This window comes from Dorea amylophila (assembly GCF_025567265.1).
Taxonomy (GTDB): domain Bacteria; phylum Bacillota; class Clostridia; order Lachnospirales; family Lachnospiraceae; genus Dorea_A; species Dorea_A amylophila.
Map to the genome: position 1 here is coordinate 99,752 of NZ_JAOQJW010000009.1, position 22,436 is coordinate 122,187.

General features: G+C 42.9%; 20 protein-coding genes and 2 pseudogenes. All 22 read right to left on the reverse strand.

What is annotated here, in order from left to right:
• Positions 1-6: 6 nt before the first annotated feature.
• Positions 7-843, reverse strand: coding sequence for a VirB6/TrbL-like conjugal transfer protein, CD1112 family (locus OCV72_RS07395; RefSeq protein ID WP_025577460.1), 837 nt, complete (start codon positions 841-843; stop codon positions 7-9).
• A gap of 47 nt (positions 844-890) precedes the next feature.
• A complete protein-coding gene (locus OCV72_RS07400) occupies positions 891-1,229 on the reverse strand; it encodes a hypothetical protein (protein ID WP_021651237.1) in 339 nt (112 codons plus the stop codon).
• Positions 1,230-1,340: 111 nt separating this feature from the next.
• A complete protein-coding gene (locus tag OCV72_RS07405) occupies positions 1,341-3,422 on the reverse strand; it encodes a VirD4-like conjugal transfer protein, CD1115 family (protein ID WP_070100864.1) in 2,082 nt (693 codons plus the stop codon).
• 42 nt (positions 3,423-3,464) lie between these two features.
• The gene (locus tag OCV72_RS07410) at positions 3,465-4,628 is read right to left on the reverse strand and encodes a PcfB family protein (protein ID WP_025577455.1); all 1,164 of its coding nucleotides are present in this window, start codon (positions 4,626-4,628) and stop codon (positions 3,465-3,467) included.
• A gap of 10 nt (positions 4,629-4,638) precedes the next feature.
• Positions 4,639-5,058 carry a hypothetical protein gene (locus OCV72_RS07415; protein ID WP_025577453.1) on the reverse strand — a complete coding sequence of 140 codons (420 nt, stop codon included), beginning with the start codon at positions 5,056-5,058 and terminating at the stop codon, positions 4,639-4,641.
• The gene (locus OCV72_RS07420; RefSeq protein WP_025577451.1) at positions 5,059-6,012 is read right to left on the reverse strand and encodes a hypothetical protein; all 954 of its coding nucleotides are present in this window, start codon (positions 6,010-6,012) and stop codon (positions 5,059-5,061) included.
• Entirely contained in the window at positions 6,013-7,428 is a 1,416-nt protein-coding gene (locus OCV72_RS07425; protein WP_025577449.1) for a relaxase/mobilization nuclease domain-containing protein, read from the reverse strand.
• 3 nt (positions 7,429-7,431) lie between these two features.
• Entirely contained in the window at positions 7,432-7,755 is a 324-nt protein-coding gene (locus OCV72_RS07430; protein ID WP_025577448.1) for a plasmid mobilization protein, read from the reverse strand.
• A gap of 511 nt (positions 7,756-8,266) precedes the next feature.
• On the reverse strand, positions 8,267-9,790 hold the full coding sequence (gene dcm / locus OCV72_RS07435) for a DNA (cytosine-5-)-methyltransferase (protein WP_025577444.1): 1,524 nt from the start codon (positions 9,788-9,790) through the stop codon (positions 8,267-8,269).
• 249 nt (positions 9,791-10,039) lie between these two features.
• A complete protein-coding gene (locus tag OCV72_RS07440) occupies positions 10,040-10,264 on the reverse strand; it encodes a hypothetical protein (protein ID WP_025577443.1) in 225 nt (74 codons plus the stop codon).
• A gap of 12 nt (positions 10,265-10,276) precedes the next feature.
• The gene (locus tag OCV72_RS07445; RefSeq protein WP_025577440.1) at positions 10,277-11,338 is read right to left on the reverse strand and encodes a DUF3991 domain-containing protein; all 1,062 of its coding nucleotides are present in this window, start codon (positions 11,336-11,338) and stop codon (positions 10,277-10,279) included.
• Entirely contained in the window at positions 11,319-12,443 is a 1,125-nt protein-coding gene (locus OCV72_RS07450; RefSeq protein WP_029676832.1) for a radical SAM protein, read from the reverse strand. Before OCV72_RS07450 ends, OCV72_RS07445 begins: the two co-directional genes overlap by 20 nt.
• Positions 12,440-12,748 (reverse strand): hypothetical protein, encoded by a 309-nt coding sequence (locus OCV72_RS07455; RefSeq protein ID WP_070098922.1) that lies wholly within the window; start codon positions 12,746-12,748, stop codon positions 12,440-12,442. The genes OCV72_RS07450 and OCV72_RS07455 overlap by 4 nt, the downstream gene beginning before the upstream one ends.
• A gap of 76 nt (positions 12,749-12,824) precedes the next feature.
• On the reverse strand, positions 12,825-18,263 hold the full coding sequence (locus OCV72_RS07460; protein WP_172677213.1) for a SpaA isopeptide-forming pilin-related protein: 5,439 nt from the start codon (positions 18,261-18,263) through the stop codon (positions 12,825-12,827).
• 130 nt (positions 18,264-18,393) lie between these two features.
• Positions 18,394-18,546, reverse strand: coding sequence for a hypothetical protein (locus tag OCV72_RS07465; RefSeq protein ID WP_155512673.1), 153 nt, complete (start codon positions 18,544-18,546; stop codon positions 18,394-18,396).
• Between the two features lie 13 nt (positions 18,547-18,559).
• Entirely contained in the window at positions 18,560-18,976 is a 417-nt protein-coding gene (locus tag OCV72_RS07470; RefSeq protein ID WP_025577436.1) for a hypothetical protein, read from the reverse strand.
• A 16-nt stretch (positions 18,977-18,992) separates the two neighbouring features.
• Positions 18,993-19,919 (reverse strand): ParM/StbA family protein, encoded by a 927-nt coding sequence (locus OCV72_RS07475; protein ID WP_025577434.1) that lies wholly within the window; start codon positions 19,917-19,919, stop codon positions 18,993-18,995.
• Positions 19,920-19,952: 33 nt separating this feature from the next.
• Positions 19,953-20,495, reverse strand: coding sequence for a hypothetical protein (locus tag OCV72_RS07480; protein ID WP_025577432.1), 543 nt, complete (start codon positions 20,493-20,495; stop codon positions 19,953-19,955).
• Positions 20,492-20,668: pseudogene (locus OCV72_RS16785) on the reverse strand (helix-turn-helix transcriptional regulator); the annotation flags it as partial. The gene OCV72_RS07480 and the pseudogene OCV72_RS16785, both read right to left, overlap by 4 nt.
• A gap of 33 nt (positions 20,669-20,701) precedes the next feature.
• Positions 20,702-21,817 (reverse strand): DUF6017 domain-containing protein, encoded by a 1,116-nt coding sequence (locus tag OCV72_RS07490; protein WP_055056112.1) that lies wholly within the window; start codon positions 21,815-21,817, stop codon positions 20,702-20,704.
• A 4-nt stretch (positions 21,818-21,821) separates the two neighbouring features.
• Positions 21,822-21,959, reverse strand: coding sequence for a hypothetical protein (locus tag OCV72_RS07495; protein WP_155512674.1), 138 nt, complete (start codon positions 21,957-21,959; stop codon positions 21,822-21,824).
• Positions 21,960-22,285: 326 nt separating this feature from the next.
• Positions 22,286-22,420, reverse strand: a pseudogene (locus tag OCV72_RS07500) (ABC transporter ATP-binding protein); the annotation flags it as partial.
• Positions 22,421-22,436 lie beyond the last annotated feature (16 nt).

Sequence of the window (22,436 nt, forward strand, 5' to 3'; positions counted from 1 at the left end):
TTCCTCCTACAATCCCAGTGCCCTGGAAGTCAGGTTCTGCGCTCCTTTTACAGTGCCTACCGTCAGCGCAACCGTAAAGGTCATTTCCCCCAAATAAATCAGGGTTTTGGCCCAGTCCTCATAATCTCCGGTAAAGGTCGGAAGTCCGGAGGAAATAAACTGGTTACACAAAAGGATTGCCAGTGCCATTGTGACTGCCTCAAAAACGACACTGATAAAATATTTCATATAGGCTACAAAGGTATTGCTAAGCCCCCGGTTTCCAGCCAGGGTACTGCTGGCAATCGCCCCAAAAGGTACAATTACCATAATTTTCAAAAAGCGGAAATAAACATTGTACAGCAGGAAGAACCCACAGATAATAACGATTAAAGATAGGAAAACAGCAAGTATCAGGAACACGATACTGGTTCCAAATCCTAAATCTTTGATCACTTCTGCCTGCGCCGGGTCAATGGATAACTCCACACTCTGGTTTTGTCCCAAATGCCCCACCAGGTTTCCACAGGAAGTAAACAGGGCTTTCATAATGGTAATGTTATAAGATACCAGCCACTGTGCAATGGCAACCCGGATAAACATACGGAGGATTGCTTCAAACCGGATTTCTTCCCGGATATCTACCGACTCTGCACAAAACCCAATGACGAAAAAAAGGACTACCAGGGCAGAGCCTATCCCAACAAAAAGGGGTTCAATCCCTTCAATGATCCCCCAGGGCCCGCCCCCTTTGAACCCGGTAGGGGACTGTCCTAAAAGTTCAAATACGAGGCTGACCTGATTATTCCAAAATCCAAACACGATTTCCAAAAGTGCAAGGATCGCCTCTCCTAAATTAAACATCACTTCACCTCTCTTCTTATCTGTTTATCTCAAAAAGAAGAACGGTTTTAGCTGATTCCCAGGAAAGTAAGAACGGAGGAAATAGCTGCCATAATAAGCCCTGCAACAATTCCTTTAATGGCACTGTTCATAGAAGAACTGTCCTGCTGCTGGTAAGCCTGTGCAAATTCCATCACGTTTTTTGCCAGGATAATCACACCCACCGCACCGATAATACTGATCACCAGTGTCTTTAAATTCATAAGCGGCTGTGTTACGTCACTTACCCCGGAAGCCATGACAGTCTGGGGGAACAGGGAAACAGTGGCAGCGCTTACTGCCAGGACTCCCAGTAGAGATTTTTTCAAGCGGTTCTGTTTCTTTCTGATAACCTCTTTGATTTTCATATCTTTTTACTCCTTTTCATGTGATTGATACCGCATTACGCAAAAAGACAGATTTTTAAAAACCTGCCCTGCGTAATGCAAAAACTACAGGTTTCCAAAAATCTGCCTTCTTTAATCCGAGGCTGTTTCTTTTGTAAATTTTTTACGGATTTCCTTCATCTTTTCAGCACTGTTTTTTGTATCTGCCATTTGAAGGATTTTATCATACGAAATTCCAGCACCAATGGCAAGCATGATTTCTCCCAACTGTTCCTCATTATAAACATGGCTTTCCAATAATTCAGAAAGTTTTTCTTCCTCTGTCTGTACCGGTTTTTCCGTTTTCTTCGGCGGCCTCACCTCCTCTACCGTTCTCTTCTTCTGGTTCTCTTTCAGCTCTTCCTCCGAAAAAATCTTCTTAGGAATAGGCTCATAAGAAAAAATTTCATCAAAAGACAGTTCCACAATCTGAACATCTTCTCCCTGTTCCTTTTTCTTCTTATAATAATCCAGGGATTCTTCACTTAAAATCTGTACCGCCTGTTTTTGGGCAGCCATTCTGTCATGGATATAAGGCGCACCCCCGCCATCTTCTGTTTCCGAAAATCTGGAGTGTGCAAAAGTATTGTATTTCTTATCAATAATAGGATCACAACCCCTGATTAACAAAATACACTCTGAGTTATCCAGCTTTCGGGTTTCGTCCGGTGTCAAAAGCTCACGCCCCAGCACATCATAATTCCGGGAACTGCTCCCTTGCCGGCCTTTGGTTTCCCCACTGCTTTTTTTATCAATGGTTCCTTTTCCCAGGGACTCACTGATATACTTATGCGTGGACTGTTCATTCCCACCAAGATATACCAGGGAATCACAATTACCCGGTATGGTTTCCCAGGTTTTCTCAAACAAAGCCTTGATCTGGGCAAGGTTTTGGATAAAAATGGTACAGGAAATATTTCTGGAACGCATGGTACTAAGTAGGCTGCAGTAGTCATCTGGCAATGGCACGTTGGCAAATTCGTCCAGCATAAAATTCACGTTAATGGGAAGTTTTCCATTGTAATGGAAGTCTGCCTGGTAATACAATTCCTGGAAAATCTGGGAATAAAGCATACCAATTAAAAAGGCATAACTCTTATCCGAATCCGGCGTCACACAAAAAAGTGCGGTCTTCCGGTTTCTGTCCCCATCAACACCAATCCCAATCTCCTCAATCTCCATTTCATCATGATCCAGAATCCGCAAAATTTGTGGGTTCTGTAACAATCCCAGCCTTGCATTTGCGGAAATGATGATACTCCTTACCGTATCTCCTGCACCCCGTACCACTTTATTATACTGGATTAAAGCAGGGTGGTTGCTTCCCTTTTTTCTCTCCAGTCTGCGGAAACGCCGGTCTAAATCAGAAGGGGAACCGTCTGCATGGACTTCCGCCTCATTCAAAAGCTGCAAAACCATACGGAAATTCCTTTTCTCCATTTCACACTCCTGCCACACATAAAGAAAAATAGCCTGCAAGTACAAAGACTCGGCTTTCTCCCAGAATGGATCACTGGGCTGTGCGTTTTTCGGTGTGGTATTATTGATCAAGTTAGTAACCAGTTTTACAATATCTGTTTCAGAGCGGATATAGCGGAATGGATTATATCCGTTAGACTGCTCCATTTCCACCAGGTTCAGCACCCGTATCCGGTATCCATGCGCTTTCAGCATACCTCCGCAGCATCTTAAAATCTCCCCTTTGGGATCTGTAATGATCTGGGAAGCCCTGCTTAACTGAAGGAGATTGGGTTTCACCATGAACAAGGTTTTTCCAGCGCCGCTTCCTCCGATTACCAGGACATTTAGGTTTCTCCTAGTCTTTCTGGTATTCATGGACAGCCTGACATTCTGGGATAAGATCAGGTTATTGTGTTCATCTTTATCCGCAAACTGCTTTGCCACCTTTTTCGGATCTGCAAAAACAGCGGTACCAAATTCCTGACCCGGCATATAGTTTTTCCGGCTGGTGACATACATGACCATACCGATCACATATACAAAAATCCCCAGAATGATTGCTTTTAAGGAAGTTTCGTTCCAATAATTGGCAAACGGGGCTGCCATCACCTGATCCAGACGGTTTAAAAAATAGTTGATATCCTTTCCAGGCTGATAACACACGTTCAAGAGATAACCTCCATAGCCGGAAGCTACGCCTCCAATGAAATACATACCCCAGGACTGTTTCTTCTTTTTCTGAATTGCTCCGGTTCTCTACCTCCTTTGCCCCTGTATGCTTCTTCTCCCTGCTTCCAGGTTCTGTTGTGTCTTCCTGTAATTATGTTCCCTTCTTCTGCGTATCTTTTCCTGCTCCTGTCTGGCACGTTCCCTGCGTACCGGATCATAGCTTTCCCTATATAAATCTTCCCCCGAAGTTTTTCTAAGAAAACGGTCCTCCAGGTCTAAAATTGCATACTCCTTCTTCTTTTCCAATCCTGCAAAAATAGTCTTATGGTCATTAATCCAGCTAATTTCCGATTTGTCCAGCCAGATAAATTCATTCTTACGGTACGGAATCCTGGTTTTGATATGATGCTCTGTTTCTTCATATACCAGCTTCTGGTCTATGGTAATGGCATTCACACCTGGATTGTTCCGCTTTTCCTTTTGGATACGCTGAATGACCTGCATCTTTTCTTCTGTTTCCTGGCTGTTTCCAGTGCTGCGTCTTTGGGCTTCCTCTTCCCCAAACAACTGTTTCCACTGCTGGGAATCTACCAATTCTTCGATCTGTTCCGGTGTCCTGGTCAGTGTCACCGTACCTTCCTTCCCTTTCTCCAAAATCCCCTGTTCTTCCATGTAGCAGATAATCGGCCAGATCTGAAGCCAGGTCATATTCAGACGGGAACGGACATCACTGATCTTCTCCACCTGGTTTTTCGCCAGTTCCCGCGCAACCAGTTCACACTCCTTCGGCTCCGGCAGGACAGGCTTTTTTACTTCTTCTACCAACTGCTCTACCTTATCCGGCTCTGCATTTTCATAGTATTCATCTAACGTCCCAATATTGGAATGTTCAATTTTTGCCATCATGGACTGAATACGGGGCGCTGCCTGGGAATGGAACAAAATTTCACTCATACCGTCCTTCTCATTCAAATCCGGCAAAATGGAATATAAAATCCCATACTTATTTGCCAGGGCTTTTACCCGTTCCAGGTCTTTTGTTTCAAAACGGAAAACCTGCAAATCGCCTCCCATTTTCAGGAGCTTTTGTACAGAAGTTTTCCCTGACAATTTTTCCTGGTCCAGAACTTTTTTAAATACCGCACAAATATCTTTTACAAACTGCCAGCCTGTATTTCCCATTTTCAGAATGATTTCTGCGCCTTCAAAGGAAACTTTAATGATTTGCGCCGCATCTTGTATTTCACTCATGCTCTCCCTCCTATCCCATTGCCCTGTCTTTTTTTGCTAAAACAGCCGCCTTTGTTTTTCCTTCTGCAAGCATGGCTTCCAGGTCATACTGGATATTTTCCTGTTTTAAGAGAGCCTCCAGCATGTGGTTTGCTTTTTCCTTTTCATAGGTCATATACTGAAGCTGAAAAATATAATTCTCAATCTGCAAAATATTTTCCGGAACCTGAGAAAACGGTTCAAGGTAATGATAAAGAATACGCTCTTTTTCTTCCTTTCCTGCATGAGGCGCCTGTAACTGCAAAATAATTTTTTCTACCTCTTCCATAGACTCCTTATGAAAAGCAATACGGTACAAATCCTGTTTCTGCTCCCTAGTAAGAAAGGGCTGTTCCTTTTCGGCAGCTTCCAAAAGGGAAAATATTTTTACCACATGTTCAAGTTCTGCCATTTACACACCCGCCTTCCGTTTCCGCATCAAAAGGATAATTTCCCGCATTTTTTTCATTCTCTCCGGTGAAGGACTGTTCTCCATCACCTGAAGAATTTCTGCATCTGCCAGCCCACTTTCTACACACTGGCGAATTTCTTCCAACTGTTCTGCGGACAAGTTATATTCCAGAATTTTCTCCACAACACTTTTGGGTACTTTTTTTCCAAGCATGGCAATCCCAAGCAGCCGGCGCTTACTTTTTTGCAGCCCTTCCGCTGTTTGTATGCTTTTTTCTTCCAATACCACTTTTGTTTCCCTGGAAGCAGCTTCTGTTTTTTCCCTGTATTTTTCTGCTTCTTTTTTCAGCTCCTGAATTTCCTGCTCTTTCTTTGCCAGCTTTTCTTTTAATTCCTGTATGTTTTTATCTTTATATTGCAGGTTCTCATACAGGTCTTTAATCTCCTGGTTTTTCTCTTCAACAACATGCTCCTTTACCAGAGAGGACAAGGCTGTAAAACGGTCATTGCTTTCCCGGAACTGCTGAATGGATTGTTCCATGATCCCCATAAGATTTTTCATATAAGAACGCATTTCTTCATCTTTCGGAACTTCTTTTTTTGCCTTTGACTCTTCCAGTTGTATCCGCATGGTCCGCATACGGCTGGCCGGCAGTTCATTTCCGGCATAGGTTTTCACCTCTTCCAGATCCAGCCCGTTTTTTAAGCCCTCTACGATTTCCCGTACCTGGAACTGGTTATAATTTCCTTCGCATAAAAAGTCGATTTCCCCAATCCCTTCCATAAGCCCTATGATGATTGCTTTCATCACCGGGGCTTCCTGGTTGCTCTTAACTACTTTCTGAATATCTGAAACAGGAAGACCAAAATCCAGCCCCATAGAAACTGCGTCCATCTGTTCTTCTTTTAAAACTTTCCGGCATTCTTCCAGATACCGTTGTCCTTCTACTGTCATTTACCCTCCTTTTCCTCTGCCCCTCGCAGACGGTTTCCTATTCTTTTCCTTCTGCTGTGCTTCCAACTTTTCTTTTTCTTCTGCTTTTTCACGCAGACGCTCTGCAATCCTTTTTTCTTTTAAGATTTTTTTCCGTTCGATCCGCAAACGCTCCTCTTTCTCAAAGAAATAAGCGTCTGTCTGTTCTGCATCAGACAAGGAATATCCCATTTCTTTTAACTGCCCAAGAAGGTTTTGGTATGTCTGGTGGTCTTGAAAAAATTCCTGATACCCTTCCTGATAAAGTTCTGCTTCCATCTGTTTTTCCTGCAGCTTATTGAGAAGCAGAAGCATTTCCTCATAAGGAACCATTTCTTTTCGTAGCTGCTTTCTTGCCCTGCTGTTTTCCCAAAGCTGTTCCTTTGTTGCATCAGAAATGGCTTTCAACTGCGCCTTATCCTGTATGCGATAAGCTGCCAGAAAATCAAATTCCTCCTGCAATTTTTTCAATTCATGGATTGCTGCCCTGTATTTCCAGGTTTTAGAGTTTGCCATTGGTTTCCCCTGCCGATACCTGCGAAGAAAACATTCCTTCTGGTATCTGGTCAAATGCCGCTCCCGGTATGGGATAAACACATACGTCCATTCTACCGGTATCTCCTCTCCGGTCATTTCCGGGATTGGAAGGCGTCCAAAACGCTGCCGAAGCTTTTCCTCTGTATATTCTTCCCCTAGCTGGTCAAGCCGCCTTGCCCTTCCTGCTCCGGGTTCCCGAACAGAAAGGCGCTTTCTTCCCCGCAACTCATATCCCATGCTGGAAAGATTTTCAAGAAATTCCTCATAAGAACCTGCGTCCTGTAATGCCTGGTCCACATCTCTTCTGATCCGCCTGTCCCGTTCAGAAAGAGATTTTTCTTCCTGTCCTTTTTGTTTGCGTTTTTCCTTGGCTTCTTCCAGATCCAGCACAGATAAACCATGCTCCCTGCATATCCGGTTGGTCAGAGGCTGGATAATGTTTTCCCAATCCCCATTTCTATAATCGTATTTATATCCCGTAGTACAGCGTACTGAATTAAAAATAATGTGCCCATGAATATGGTCCGTATCATTATGGACTGCATAAACCGCTTCAAAATCCTTCCCAAGAAATTCTGTCACAAACTCTCCTACCATTTGGAAGGCTTCTTCTTCCGAAACCTCATCTTCCTCAAATGAAAGAATGAAATGGTAGCCCTGCCTTTTATCCAGCTTTCCAAAATGACGTTTGGTATCTACCATCTGGGATAATGCCTGTTCAGGAATACAGTTATGTCCACAGACATAGCGGCCATGTTCTGTTTTCTCCGGGTTCATAATATAGCGAAGACCATTTGCCAGATGTTTTGCCGGATAACCCGTTTTTGCCTGTTTCATGTGCAGGCACTTTGTAATTGCCATAACCTACAGCCTTTCCTGCACCTGGCTTACCAGTGTTTTTATCTGCTTCAAAAACACATACAGACGGTGTTTATCTTCCCTGGAATAAAGGGCGCTGTTATTGTTATGGGTAATCTGGTTGATGTTTACACCAATCCGGTTGATTTCCTGGTTCATGCGTTCCAGTTCCTGACGGATTTCCGGGTAATCCCTGGGACGGTTGGTAATCAGCATACGAAGGTACTGGGAATCGGAAAGCCCCATCTTTTCTGCCTGTTTTTGTAACTCTTCCAACTCCCATGAGTACAGCCGGATTTCTTTTCTGCATTTCATTGTTTCTTTTTTCATGCTCCCCCTTTCCTTATCTTTATCACATATTTCATCTACCGATTTCTACTCCAACGCTATCTGCAGTCAACTCCTAAGACCTGCTATCGGTCACCGTATAACTTCCCGGCGTCCGGACTGGCTATGCCAGTCCTCTGCAAGATACGGATTTTACCGTACAAAATCCCATCTTGTTAGGGGGCACCCCCTAATACCCCGGATAACATAGATAGCAAAACGCAGATACTGATAGCAGACCTGCGTTCCATATAGGGAAAAACCGATAGCAGTTCCAAACATCTGCTATCGGTTTTTCCACTTCCTACTTCTATTTCTGCTAACAAAACCCCAGTTCTGTTAGCAAATCTGCCAGCCTCCTGTGTCTGATGTGGCAGCAGTTCTTCCATTCTGCTATCAACGCTTTTGCACAGACTCCCTGCTGGCTGCTTCTTCTTCCGCAATTTCTCTCTTTCCAACAAGTATGGGAAGACTCTCTATGGACCATTTGCCGCTTTGGGTTTCTCTTATGAAATTATTGGTTTACCTGTTCTTCCAAACGCTCCAATGCCTTTTCAAAAGCTCCAATCCCACTGAAAAAGGAAGAAAGCCGAATATCCTCAAACAGATATGGCATGGCTTTGTATAGTTCCAGAAAAATATAGTACAGCACATCAACAACAATGGAATTTCCTGCCTGTTTGTAAAGCTGGCTGTTGCTTATGCCTGCTTCTTTTGCTTTCCAAAAATCCGCATCGGAAAAGCCCATAAGCCGGAAGCATTCTAAAGGTGTCAGCCTCCGGATACGGATCAAAGACTCTAAACGGTGTATCCCATTTGATGTCGTAAGCGTAGGGCAGAGTTCCCCATGCTCCTGTACCCTTCCCCGTTTTTCCACAGACGGATAACTAAGATTTACAACACCATTTTCCAAACATTCCTCATAACCTTTCTGTGTCTTTTGACGTACCAGAATGATATTATCTTTTTGTACAGAAGTAAGGGTATGGCAGACTTCTTTTTCTCCCAGTTCCAAAGTCTGCACAATCCGGCCTTCCGGGTCATACCTGCCCCGGATTGCTCCTGGACATTTTTCTACAATCTTTGGCTGGTCATGCCCTGCTAAAACCGCACCGCTGCTTCCTAAAGGGGAATAAATAACCCCGCTTGAACCATAGCCGGTATGAATATCTCCCACTTGAAGAATTTTGGGCTGATGTCCGCCACCACCACAGGCAGTTACCGTAGGGCAGCACCCGTCTGGCAGATAAACCCGTCCAGTCTGTTCAAACACCCCTTTGATATTTCCGGCCCGTTTTACCCGGTTTTCCCGAAAAGCCTTCAGGCTTTTTTCGTCCGGCTCAAACAAAAGCGCTTTTCTCTCTTCCATATCTTCAATCAAGCGGCGTACTTTTTCCTGGGATAAGTAGTATCTTTCCTCTACCGTATCCTCCAGAATATCCATAAGGCACTGGAAGGACTCCAGCGGTTCTGGAAACTGGAATGTTCCATTATCCATTTCCTTCTGTATCAAAATCAGATATACCCGTTCCCTGTTCTGGGGTATTCCGTAATGCTTTGCATTAAGAACACTCCAATAGGTGTGGTATCCGTATTCATGCAGTTCTTCTTCAAACAACCGGAATGTGGTATCCCGGAATTTTTTTCCTACAATATTTTTTACATTTTCATAAATTCCCCATATTGGTTTGACACCCCGTATCATACGGAGCCACTCCACCAGAAGGGAAGAACGTGTTTTATCAATATCATGGGAACCACACATGCCGCAGGCGTCCCTTTTGGAATAATGTACCTGCAGAGGGTTATACTCATACCCGCAGCTTCGGCATTTCCAAACTGCGCCTGCCTGCTTGCCTGCCAGGGAAAAATCCTGACAGGGGCTTCCGCCACAAATCATGTTAAACGGTTCAATCTCCCTTTCGTCCACTTTTGTAATATCTCCCAGATTCAATGTTTCACTTGTACCATGAATCGCACAATAACTCTTTGCTGCATATTTATCAAACTCACAAAAATTCACCAAACTATATTTCATTCCTCATATTTCATGAGGTGTAGCTACACATTTTACCTAGGATTACTCACTTATTTCCTCCTGTCTCCTAAATTTTTTATAGTCTTCATGAGAAATCCACAGCTACAAACGAAATATCCATCTGGCATTACCTTACAATCATAGAATCACCCCTTCCCGTATCCAGAGTTTATCCTTCTGTCAAAAATTCTGTTGGTCTGCACCACCTCCTTTCCTAACACCCCCACTTTCGGATTGGTTATTTCTTTCTCACCGCTCTTCTTTCCTGATGTTTGCCAGCACCCTGGACACATACGCCTGCTTGGGTATCCCCATGCGGTATCCCTGCCGCTCATAGCTCTCTTCGATAAACGCAACCCGTACACGTCCATGCAGTTTCCTCTTTCCTATCCACTGCACTACTTTTTCCATCTCCGCTTCGCATTCGTCGATCTCCCATTTTTTGAAACATTCCTCATCATAGCTATTTTCCAAAAGAATACCCTCCTATCTTGCCTGTGCTATCTGGTATGGTACTATGTTCCTGTGTCCTACCATTTTTTCTATCTTTTGTATGTTTGTCCCTTTTGTTTCAGTAAGAAGCGGCCTTTCCTTTTCTACCAGGCTGGAAAGCTCTTGGTTTTCCTTTTTATACTGCAAAAAAGCATTATAGTCTTTTCCCATAGGTGGAAGACGTACAAAAACCTCATACTCCATAAGGGTATATTTTCTTGCCAATTTTTTTGCCGCTTGTCTTCCCGGCAGGTCATTATCCAAACAGAACTGTATCTTCCTGATATGAGGATAATCTTTTAAGAACTTTTCCAAAGGACCATCGGAAAGCATTCCAAGTACCAGGATATTGTTCTGATAGTCTTCCCGCAGTTCCATATCGGACATGGCATCAATGGCCGCCTCATATACATAGAGCGTATCACTGTTTTGGTCTACCAGATTAACCCCATAAGTTTTGTCATTCCCCGTAACATCTCCTTTAAAGGGTTTTCCATATTTATCCAGGGTTCCCCTCTGGCTGGCAAAACGTGGGATACCTTCCGTATCTTTTCCCACAAAAACCAGGTTATGGTACGTTCCGCTCTCATACAAAATCCCCTTTTTTACCCAAAAATCAATCATCTGCTTTGACAGCTTCCGCTGTTTTATCAGATAGCCATATAACCGGCGGCTGGTTTCTGATTTTGAAGGAAGTACAAAAGGTTCTTTCGGTATGTCTTTTCTCTGTTTTGTTTCTTCTATTTTTTCAGTCTGTCTTTCCGGTTGAAATTTTTGCATGGTTTCAGTACGGATATATCCGGCAAACTCCAGCAGATATTTGACTGCCTCCACAAAATCCATGTTTCTGAAATATTCCAGAAAGTCAATGGTGCTGCCACCTACCCCTTGGCTAAACCGGCACCAGGAAGACCGGTTGAAGATCATCACAGAGTCCATACCCACTGCCTGATAGAACCTGCCTTTCCTTTTCAATGGAATCCCTATCTGCTCCGCCAAATCCACTAAATCCACTGCCTTTGCAATCTGAATTTCTTCAGCCGTAAATTTTCCCATACTGCACCTCTTCATATTTCATATCCAGATAATGTGCCATTTCCGGGTGCAGAGCTTCAAAAGCAGTCAGGTAGCGGAAACAGGAACTATACTCTCCCTGTCCGGTACAAAATTCCCGTAGGCTCTTTTTCGAATACTGGGCCGGCTGGTTACACCAACGACTTAGGTTGATATACATTCCCTTATAAACCTCCGGTGCCTGTTCCCATGCTGCATAGCGCATCAGATAAGCCAGGCACTTATACCGCATCAAAATCTCAATCCGTATGAAAACGTCCCGAATATCCTTTGCCCAAAAATCTGCTTTCCAGGTCCCTTCCCAGTCATAACCGCACAGTACATACAGCTTAATTTTCTGGTAAGAAACTGGGATCACTTCCCGCAAAAGTTCCAATTTTCTTACAATAAGTTCCTGATCTTTGATATGGTCAAAGGCAAAAATCATACCATTATCCAATTTTCCAGATGCCAGAAGTTCCATCTGCCTTTTCTGCATAATCCTCAGATCCAGCCCCTGCCGGAATTGAAACCGCCTGCCTGTTTCCAGGACACTGGAAAAGATTTTTTCCCACCCTGCACAGGCAAAAAAGTTATCGTCCAAAAAGCATAACTTCTTTCTGGACGGGTCATAAAATTCTTCCAATGGGCTTGCTGGTGCTGCACCGGTGCTGTTTTTGTTTACACAGAAACTGCACTTCCGAAAACACCCCCTGGTGAGGAAACCAATGGAATACTCCGTATAAAATTGGAACTCTTTCTTCTTTTTCTCTCCTTCGCTATGTTCTTTTACCATCTGGTCATACAAATGATAGTCCGGTGTATGGTGTTCAATCGCTTCTGGAAGTACCGGTGCTTTATCGTAAAAAAATCCAGTCCCTCCATAAACGGTTGTTTCCCTCGTCAAAATATGTTCCGGCACAAAGGTATCCGTAAACACTTTTGATACATAGAGCCGGTCATATTCCCCTGCCTGGCTGTAATCCAAAAGAAGCTCTGTTTCAAATCCCTGCTCCTTCCAATAAGCGGAAAGTTTCATACATGCCAAGTTAGGAAACCGGTGTCTTTTCCGGTATAAAAGATCTGCATCTATAATCCCTATCCTCAACGCCTGCTCCTTTCCATACGGATAGTTCCGGTTTTCTTCTCCCCTTTGACTGCCTCTTTTCTTTCTTCCTTTTCCTTGCATTCTGCCGGGCAATATGATTTTCCATTTGCTTCCATGATTTCTGCAAATTCACAAATATGGAACACCCTTGCCCCTACCTGTGTGTGGTATTCATCAATATAGGTACAAACCCGTTCTTCCCTTTTTCCATCTGGATATACAATCTCTATGGAGTCCCCGTCTGCTATGCTGAACAGGGTATGATAATGGCTGTCAATAAACCGTATTCTTTTTTTCTCTTCCATGCTTCTCACCTCATATTGCCAAAGAAAGGACAGCCGCAGCCGCCCTTTCCCAAGTTTAAAAACTGATTTTTATTTTCTATGCCTTTTTATGTCTTTTTCTGTAATAAAGTAGGCCTGCTACCATACCTGCACTTACACCAAGAGCCAGCAAAGGCAGGAACCAGTTTGTATCATCACCCGTTTTTGGTCCTGGTTTTACGGTACCTGGTGTTTCTGGTATTTTTTTATTCTGGATCTCTTTTACCACTTCAATGACTGGTGTTTTATCATTCTGATAGGTAAATACGATTTCCCACTCTTCTTCCGTCTTCTCATATCCCTTTAAGGTGGCAGTTTCTTTCAGCACATAGGTGATCGGTTCTTTGAAAACACCATTTTCATAAGTTCCAATTGGAAGTAGTTCTGAAACTGCTTTTCCATCTTTTCCAGTCTTCAAACGTCCTACTTCTTTTCCGGTTTCCTTTTCCAGCAGAACAAATTCTACTCCTTCCAGAGCCGCTTTGCTGTCTGCATCCGTTTTTACGATAACCAGTTGTCCCATAGCACGCTCATCTTCCATCTTTACTTTCTGGATTTCTCCCGTTTCTTCTACTGTAAACTCCACGTCATTGGCCACAATATATCCGTCAACTGCCGCTTCTTCATGCAGAGTATAAGTACCTATCGGAAGGTACTCAATCAGGTGTTCCTCTCCTGTGGTCCAGGACTCTACCACTTCCCCGTCCTGATCCAGAATCTGCAGCTTCGCTCCCTCAATTTCTTTTCCATCTGTAATATCTGTTTTGGAAATTGAAACTTTGGTATGGTCGTCCTCCATTTTCACTTTTTGTATGTCCCCTGTTTCTTCCACAACAAATTTCACATCTTCTGCCCGGACATATCCCTGTTCCGTAGGCGCTTGCTCTTCATGCAGTACATATTCTCCTGGTTCCAGTGCATAGACTACATGGGGTTCTTTCTTAGATACCCACTCTTCTACCACCTTTCCGTCCTGATCTAAAATCTGCATTTTTGCACCTTCAATTTCCTGTCCACCGGTTAAATCTACTTTTGTAAATTCCGTAATGGTAGGCTGATTAGAAATTTCTTCTGAAAAAGCGAGCAGTTCAAGGGTCTGGTCTGTATAAGACGCATCAAAGGAATACACCTCATCATTTGGCAGGTATCCCGGCTTATGCTCTACTTCCTGAATATAGTATTTTCCATGAGGAAGATCTGCCTGAAATACCAGCTTGCCCTCTTCATCTGTTGTTCCCAGTTCAATCAGGGCATCTTTTTCTACAACTACTTCCCCGGCAGCATTTTTGATATCCTCCTGCGCATACAGCCCGAATACCACTCCTTCCAGCGGTTTTCCGGTTTCTGCGTCTTTCTTCAGAAGACTCAGGGAAACTTTCTGTCGCTGATTGGTAAGTTCCATTGTTACATAATCCACTGCTACTTCCTGTCCCTTATATGCAATTTCAAATTCTTTTGCTTCCGAGTCAAGCACGCAGTTCTGACCTGCTTTTTCTTCCACTACATAGTATTTTCCGATAGGAAGATTATTCAGGACTGCCTTTCCTTCTTTATCTGTCACCATACGAGCTACCAGGGCATCTTTTTCATATTTTACAATGCGGTTTCCTGCTTCGTCTTTCTGTCCGTCCGGGGTATAAATGGTTTCCTTTGCATGAATGGCAAATTCTGCACCTTCCATATTTCCCTCTTCATAGTCAAATTCATAACCTTTCTCTTTTTCCATGACCTCTTCCCCAGTGAAGAAACTGCTTACCTGATTTACGAAACCTGCTACACCGTTTTTCATCTTTGTCAGGAACTTTTCTTCTACTTTAGAAGCACCAGAAAGTTTTTCTCCTTTTTTATGGATTGTAAGACTTCCTACTGCTTCATCATTATACTGTTCAATGACAACAATAAATTTACCAGTTTCCTCCTCTACCTGGTGTACGGTATCAGAATCTACGGTAATGGTGATCGGCGCTTTCTTTGCCTCCTGGTAAGCTCCCCCGTCTGCAACTTCATTCAGCGGAACTTCCTTCCCGTCTTTTAAGAGGACATTTTCAAATCCTACCTGTACATAATTTTCCGGTGCTTCCACTTCTTCAATCCGGTAAGTGCCACATTTTAACTGCTCCGGTGTAATCAGGTATCCCTCTTCGTTGGTCCTGAACACAGATACCACTTCTTTTTTTGGATATCTTACGATCATTTCCACATATTTTTCTGCTTCCACATCATAAATCTTATAAGCTGCACTGTTATCCAGCACCGGCTTCTGCGTCTGGGCATCTTTTTTCACAATCTTGAAGTAATACTGCAAAGGACGGTCATCAAACACACGCCATACCTGGGGTTCCCGGCTGTCTTCCGAAATCTGTACAATAAATGGACGAATCCCTTTTAAATTTTCCGGAACCGTAGACTCAAACACCACATAGGTTCCATAAGGAAGTTCTGGACTCTTTAAATATCCTTTCTTATCCGTAAACAGCTCTGGTACCGTAATCTTTTTACCATTCTCCCAATAAGAAGCTGTTTCGTCTTTGCTGTAATCATAGGTGATAAAATCTTCCGGGGTATAATAAGAACCATTTCCCGGCTTCAAACTTCCGTCTTTTACACCAGACAGCTCACTGATGAGGAATACCTTAAATCCAGCTCCTTCTACCAGTTCTGTTTCTGTCTGCTCCCCGTCTTCTGAGATCTTGATAAGCTGAAAGGCCTGTTTCTTTACAGTTTCCTTTACAGTCACCTCCCGGTGTACAATCTGTACTTCCTGTCCCTCATACGAAACCTCTACGGGATACTCTGTTTCATCTAACAGATACCCTTCTGCCGGCTCTATTTCTTTTACGAAATAATTTCCAAGATACAGGTTTTTGAAATCTACGGTTCCTTCACTGGAAATCGTACCCTGCGCTACAAGTTCCCCTTTTTTATGGACAATCCCATCTTTCTTATTTGGGTGTTCAATATCTTGTGCAGCATATAATCCGTATTTTGCCCCTACTAAGGTTGCGTCACCCTGGGAAATAAATCCCTGGGAATCCTGGTCAATCTTACTTACATGAACTTCTCCCCGTACTTCCTCATTTTTAAAATCATGGGAAAAAGTATATGTGTAGGTGCTGTCGTCTTTATATTCATAGAAGAAACGATACACCTCATCTGTCATATAGTACTTATCCGGTGCCTGGATTTCCTTTACACTGTAATGGAAATTCAAAGGAATATCTGCATGGAACACAGCCATTCCTTCCCTGTCGGAAACAGCACGTTCCACCAGGCTTCCTTTTTCTACAAGGACCTTTCCGTCTGCTGCTGTCAGGTCTTCTTCTACATACAAGCCAAACGTCGCACCTTCCAGGGTAACATCATCATGTTTCGATTTTTTCACTACATTTACGGAAATCTCCGGTCTTGCATTGGTAAAAACGGTTTCCCCCTGGGATAGCTCTACATTCTGTCCTGCATAGGACAAGGTTACAAACTGGGTACGTTCCTGTTCTGTTTTCCCAATCACCAGATTTTCCGGTGCTTTCTGTTCTACAACCTTATATTTTCCAAGATACAATTCTTTGGAAACAGCGCTTCCATCTTCCCCTGTTGTCAGACTTTCTACCAAATCCCCTGCTTTATGCACCTTCGTCACTTTATCCTGGCTGTAAATATCCTCTGCCGCATAAATGTTATATTCTGCCCCTGCAAAGTCCGCATTTCCATATACAAAAGTCAGGTTTCCCTCTTCTCCGGTTACTCCGGTCAGAACCTCACCTTTTTTACGGATTGTGATTTTTCCTTTCTGTTCCTCATTCGTCACTGCAACAGAAGTTGTTTTTCCTGTTTCCAGCTTCACGTTAAAAGACTCTGTATTCAGCTTATATCCTTCTGGAACAGAAATTTCTTTTAAATATACCGTATCCTGGGTTTTCGGAAGTTCCACCTCAGAAGTACCATTGCTGTCTGTGGCCGGCATCTGTACAAGAAGGTTTTTACATGCACTGTCTGAATAAATACCAAAAACAGCGCCGGACAGATTTACTTTACTGTTCTTATCTTTTTTTGTTACCTTTACCCTTGCCAGGTCTAGCCACTTCACCGTAAATTCCACAGAAGCACTTTCTTCTTCAAAAAATGCCCCATACCCAATATCCTGAGAACCAGAACCCGTAGACAATACTAAGGTCTTCCACTGAGTTCCCATTTGTCCTTTCAGCTTACCACTGTTCCATGTACCAGTTACAGTTTTGGGAGCACTGAAATAGAATGTGGTATTTCCATTGATCTTTACGGTTCCTGTCTGTTTTGTACTTCCACTGTGATAAGTCACATTCTCTGGCATTTTTAAAGTAATATAGTTTCTATGGTCACCTTTTAAAGTAAATTCTCCGGTACGCTGTTCCTTTCCACTTTCATAACCCTTTGCTTCCTTTGGGGACAACGTGATTGCTGCTGTCGGAGGTGCTTCCAGGCTGTAAATATGCTGGATATATCCCCACACACCGCTTGCCTTAATATCTTCAAAGGTACAGCCATAAAAACCGTCCATGCCACAATAAGAATAAGCGGCAGCTAAATGCGTAAAAATATACTTTGTCTTCCAGTCAAAAGAGGGCATATACTCCCCAGTAATGTCCCCGGGACCGCCATATCCATAATAAAGGACTTTCTGTAATTCCGGGTTGCTTTCAAATTCATTGGCTACATAATCCGAGGTCGGCGGGGAAGCCTTCATAGACTCCAGACAATATGCCACATGGCCATTTACGGTGAAATAGGAAGTAGAATAGTTCCCCACGTTAGAAGGGTATGGGATTTTCTCTCCCTGTACCAGATGTACATTGCTTCCTTTTTGCTGCTCCATTGCTGCCGGAACAACCGATAAGAACATTCCCTTATCCTCTTTTGGTGTCAGATCAATCAACTCTGCCCCTGCATCTGGCATTTCCGGTTCTTCCGTCAGTACCTCCGGTATCTCCGGGTCAGGGTCCGCCTCACCGTCCTCACCGGAGCCATCTTCGGTATGCTGGCTTACTTCTCCCTGGGGTTCCTGTGTACTGTTTTCCCTTGCTTCTACCACAATTCTTCTCATAATCTGATAGGAAGGGTTTCCGCTTAACGGATCAACACGATAAAATGCCTGGTAAGAACCTGGGGTATTGAAATCAAAAGAATTGCCGGAGTCCCCTTCTGCTTTCAGAAACGTTACCTTTACTTTTTCATCATTTTTCTGAAAACCCCTGTAATCTGTTTCCAGGTCAAAGGACTCTCCTGCTTTTATGGTAAGATCCTCTGCATACACCAGTTCTTCTTCTGTTAGTTGCTCCTTTACCTCTTCCAACTCCGGTAATGTTTCTGAAGCAGCCTCCTCCTGTTTTACTTCCTGTATCTGTGCATGTTCCTCAGACTGTTCAGAAGCCAGTGCGGTGATCCCTGTATTGAGTAACGTAGAACAACTAAGAAGAAGTGCCAGCGTCCCAGCCAGCAGCCTTTTCTTTTTTCCTTTCATCATAGCTTTGCTCCTTTTCATTTTTTCGTCAAAAAAAGCAGGCCACACAAGCCTGCTTTCCATTTTCTATCTTCTTTTTTCTATCTTTTGTATACGGTCTGTCCCGTATCCAATGCACCCGTCAATCCCCTTTCTATTCCCTGCTTCCTGCATGGAACACTGCCAAAACAAGCTGCAGAACCAGCAGAAACAAACATATCACCAGTTTCCCTGTCAGATACAGCAGTTTCCCCACTGCAATGAAAATCCCTTTTACAACTTCCCATACACTTCTTCCTACTGCCATATCTTTTTCCTCCTTATTCTTCAAATGCCCCATAAAATTCCGCAAACCGTAAATCTTTTTCCATACAGGCTTCTTCCTTTTCCCTGTTCTCTGCTATCGTTCCACCGTCAGAAAGTTCTCCCTGAACGGTCTTTTCCAGCACACCCCGCTTCTCAAAGGCTTCTTCCTGTGCCTTTGAAACCGCTTCTTTTACGATTTTACAAAATTGTTCTTTCTGGTTCTCCAGAAGGGTATTTAATAGTTTCATCTGCTGTACATCTTCTTCCTGCTGCAGGTATTTTGCAAAATAAACGATTGCTTCTGCTATGAAATCGTCTTTCGTCTTGAAAATATCTTTGTTATACTCCTTCAGATATCGGTATGCCTGATGATGTACCGGCCTGTTTTTATACAGCCGCAGTGAAGTAGTATATACTTTTTCCGTATCCATAAGCATTCACTTCCTATCATGCCGTCCGCATTTTCCTCTGTTTTGCCCGGATAATACTTTTCACTGCTTCTTCACAGCCCCTTGCATTGGCATGTATATCCGTCACAAACTGTACATCTTTTCCCTCATTAGCTCCAAAATGCTCCACAATGGAAGAACCACCTCCCATGAATACCATTTTGGTCAGGTCCAGATTATAATGATTTGCCTGTATGATACCATAAATTTCCTCTGCATAGGATTTCAAACAGTTTATAATCACTTCCTGATACTGCTTCGGGCAGTCATAGCTTCCTGTCCTCATAAATGCTTCTGTAATGTATGCCGGTACCCCTGCCCCTGTTTTTGCAATGGCTTCCTCATTGACTTTTCCGATACAATACAAAGCTGCCTTATCCGAAATCGAATACTTCCCGTCCGGCATTCCGTCAACAAACTCTACCAGGTCGGTAGTCCCTCCACCAATATCTACTAAAAGGCAATAACCGGGAACCGCTTCTAAAAGCGTATGGATCACCACATGCCCCTGCATAAAAACAAACACATTTTCCAAAGACACATGATAATGTACTCCTTCATAGCGGAAATGCAGTTCCTTTGTCTTTAACAGATATTTCTTAAAATTTTCTTTCTGCTGCTGAAATCTTCTGGGTGGCAGGGCAGCTCCCATTTTTACGGAAGCGTCTGTCAGTCCCCGGCAGCGCATTTCCTGCGCCAGTGCTGCAAGGGTAAGAAGATAATAGTTTTCATTCTCTGTCTTATCTACGCATTCCTTTTCCGGTACTTTCCCACCCACATAATAAAACTGGTTCTGGTATTCCAGAATGTGTTCCAGGCTGTCCGGCCTTGCCTGCAAAGGCTGGATTGCTGCTGAAAATACAGTATTTGCAGTTTTCATGTTACGGTTTCCATGATCAATTCCAATAATCATTTTAGTTTCCACGTTCTTATCCTCCTGAAAGTTATAGTTTGTATTTTATCTTGTTCTCTTTGGTTCTTGACCTGCTTCTTTCTTTTCTTTGTTTATCACAGGAAGTTTGTCAAACAGTTCCCCCATCACCGCTTCCATTTCCTGAAACTTCATTTCATCTGGCATACACAGAAAAACAATCACTGCATCCGTCTGACGTTCCCCGTTCTCTCTCCGGTAAAGTTCTGTATAGGAACCCCAACAACCGTCCTCACCTGCACAAAACTTTTTTGTCTTCTCATTTACTTTTATGAGATATTCTTCGGTATCAACAAAGATTTTCCGAATGGATACTTTTTGTAAGTCGTATTTCATGCTGTCCATATAAACCGGCATGTGTTCCTCTGGGGCAAAATAGACATACATTGTGCAATAGGTCTCTCCTTCCGTCCCCATCTCCTGTAAAACAATCCCGGCTTCAAATATTTCCGGTGGAGCATAATCTACTACAAAATCCGAATCCTTTTCCTGTGAAGATTTTTCAAAATGCTCTGAATCTCCAACCAGAAAATGTTTGGGGCACTGAATACGAAACCTTTCTTCCCTCATTCTGTATATTCCTCCATAATCTCACTAATATCTTTTTGAAATAGCCGCTGAAGCAGGACAACTACATAGACATTTGGCTTTTGCTGTCCGTATTCAATCCTCTGATACGTCCGAAGACTGATACCCAAGACAGCCGCAAGTTCTCTCTGTGTATATCCATGAGCTGTCCTGAATTTTCTTAATTTTGTTACTTTCTATCACGCTCCTTACGTCTGAGGGATAGCTTCCTGATAAGCAAACAGATTGGATATATAGCTGTTTGCTGTCAATGTGGCATTGTATAAAGCGGTAAGCAGCACTGCCCGGATATTATTGGCTTTCCTTGTACACTGCTTAATTGAGTCTATCACATACTCTACGGTAAACTTATCCAGCTTTTTATACATTCCCTGTACAATGCCAAGAGGTCGTTCTTCCTGATTTACCCTTATGGTCTTTGCATTGGACGTCAAAACATCTACTGCAAGCCCTACAATCTCATTGAGCAGTTTTCTGTCAAAAGGTCTGTCTATCCATATCGCATCATAATCAATCTGATCTTTGAACTGTTCTTCTGCTGCCTGATAGGATAAGATAGGATTATCTCTATACCCATTCCCTATTTCTGTTGTATTCTTTTGGGTACTTTCTGCTGTAGTCTTTGTAGTAATCTCTGTATTTGTCTGCCCGCTATCAGTCTGAGGTACCTCTTTGGGTATCCAGGGCTCTGTTTCCCTGTCGGGGTATGCTCCCTCTTTGAATGGTGACACCCTCTTCCTTTGGAAAGGGACAGCCCTCTCTTCTACAAAATGTATCTCTTCCTCTATGGCTGTATGGGAACTGATTTTCTCTGCTTTGGATTTCTCTCTTCTTTTTTCAAAGGAAACCGGATCTGCTCCTGTTTCTTCTGGATAAGTCAATTCTTTTAACCGGTCTACGATCAATTCCAGATACAGAACATTATTTACAACAATCCCATTCATGGAAATGGTTCTAAATACCCGTTTTACCACACCCAGCTTCTCTAAAAATACCACTGCATTTGTCGCTTCTTTTTTGGAAATCCCAAACTGTTCGCTGATCTGCTGGTAACTTCTCTGAAGAAGGTCTGACTTAAATTTCTTTCTTACCCCAATGACCTGTCCGGTTCCTTCATCTCTGATTTCTGTAGGCTTATACCAGTACACAATATCTGCCAGTATAATAATAGCTGTTAGATTTGGCTTTCCACTTTCTCTGATGATTGTCCGATACCACACCTGCGGAATGATATTTCCAGATATATTCAGTTTTGCATTTTCATCTACAATTTCATTTCCAGTGCTATAAATACCTCCATTCATACGTTTATTCCTCACTCCCCTGCTTCTTTTCTTTTTCAAATAAAGCACTTATTTCTTCATCTGCTCTTTTGCCTGCCACCAGACACGCATACAACGAAACGAGGAAAAAAATTATTCCAACAATCATAATCACCTTTATCATTGCTCTGTCCTCCCAAGAAAAAAAGGACTAAGCCAGCTAACAGAATCTTTTAACTAACCTAGTCCTTAACATATTTTTTTCAATATATTGTAACCGAATGGTTTTTCACAAACTTGACCGCCTGTGAGAATGGATATAATTTTGACAGGACCAGTAGCAATAGGTTTCTATCTTTAAGAGCCCCTGCCATTTGATTTTTACTATGAAAAATTCATTCCCGGTCTATGAATTTTCTACCTTTTATGGTATAATAGAAAAAAGACTAAATTGGCGTGAGCCCTTATTTTATAAGGAATCTGCTAACTTAGTCTTATTTTAACATAATCACCAGAACCCGAAGTTCCTACCACTGCTACAAATTCTCCCTGCTCAACAGAAAAATTTACACCATCTAAAGCACGAGTTATATTAGGTTCTGTGCCATAATATTTTTTTAAATCCTTTGTCTGTAAAATTGTCATAATCACTACTTCCTTT

Excerpts from the sequence above, each read along its gene's own strand:
- OCV72_RS07395 (WP_025577460.1), bottom strand. The coding sequence starts at position 843 with ATGTTTAATTTAGGAGAGGCGATCCTTGCACTTTTGGAAATCGTGTTT.
- OCV72_RS07400 (WP_021651237.1), bottom strand. The coding sequence starts at position 1,229 with ATGAAAATCAAAGAGGTTATCAGAAAGAAACAGAACCGCTTGAAAAAA.
- OCV72_RS07405 (WP_070100864.1), bottom strand. The coding sequence starts at position 3,422 with ATGTATTTCATTGGAGGCGTAGCTTCCGGCTATGGAGGTTATCTCTTG.
- OCV72_RS07410 (WP_025577455.1), bottom strand. The coding sequence starts at position 4,628 with ATGAGTGAAATACAAGATGCGGCGCAAATCATTAAAGTTTCCTTTGAA.
- OCV72_RS07415 (WP_025577453.1), bottom strand. The coding sequence starts at position 5,058 with ATGGCAGAACTTGAACATGTGGTAAAAATATTTTCCCTTTTGGAAGCT.
- OCV72_RS07420 (WP_025577451.1), bottom strand. The coding sequence starts at position 6,012 with ATGACAGTAGAAGGACAACGGTATCTGGAAGAATGCCGGAAAGTTTTA.
- OCV72_RS07425 (WP_025577449.1), bottom strand. The coding sequence starts at position 7,428 with ATGGCAATTACAAAGTGCCTGCACATGAAACAGGCAAAAACGGGTTAT.
- OCV72_RS07430 (WP_025577448.1), bottom strand. The coding sequence starts at position 7,755 with ATGAAAAAAGAAACAATGAAATGCAGAAAAGAAATCCGGCTGTACTCA.
- dcm (WP_025577444.1), bottom strand. The coding sequence starts at position 9,790 with ATGAAATATAGTTTGGTGAATTTTTGTGAGTTTGATAAATATGCAGCA.
- OCV72_RS07445 (WP_025577440.1), bottom strand. The coding sequence starts at position 11,338 with ATGGGAAAATTTACGGCTGAAGAAATTCAGATTGCAAAGGCAGTGGAT.
- OCV72_RS07455 (WP_070098922.1), bottom strand. The coding sequence starts at position 12,748 with ATGGAAGAGAAAAAAAGAATACGGTTTATTGACAGCCATTATCATACC.
- OCV72_RS07460 (WP_172677213.1), bottom strand. The coding sequence starts at position 18,263 with ATGATGAAAGGAAAAAAGAAAAGGCTGCTGGCTGGGACGCTGGCACTT.
- OCV72_RS07465 (WP_155512673.1), bottom strand. The coding sequence starts at position 18,546 with ATGGCAGTAGGAAGAAGTGTATGGGAAGTTGTAAAAGGGATTTTCATT.
- OCV72_RS07470 (WP_025577436.1), bottom strand. The coding sequence starts at position 18,976 with ATGGATACGGAAAAAGTATATACTACTTCACTGCGGCTGTATAAAAAC.
- OCV72_RS07480 (WP_025577432.1), bottom strand. The coding sequence starts at position 20,495 with ATGAGGGAAGAAAGGTTTCGTATTCAGTGCCCCAAACATTTTCTGGTT.
- OCV72_RS07490 (WP_055056112.1), bottom strand. The coding sequence starts at position 21,817 with ATGAATGGAGGTATTTATAGCACTGGAAATGAAATTGTAGATGAAAAT.
- OCV72_RS07495 (WP_155512674.1), bottom strand. The coding sequence starts at position 21,959 with ATGATAAAGGTGATTATGATTGTTGGAATAATTTTTTTCCTCGTTTCG.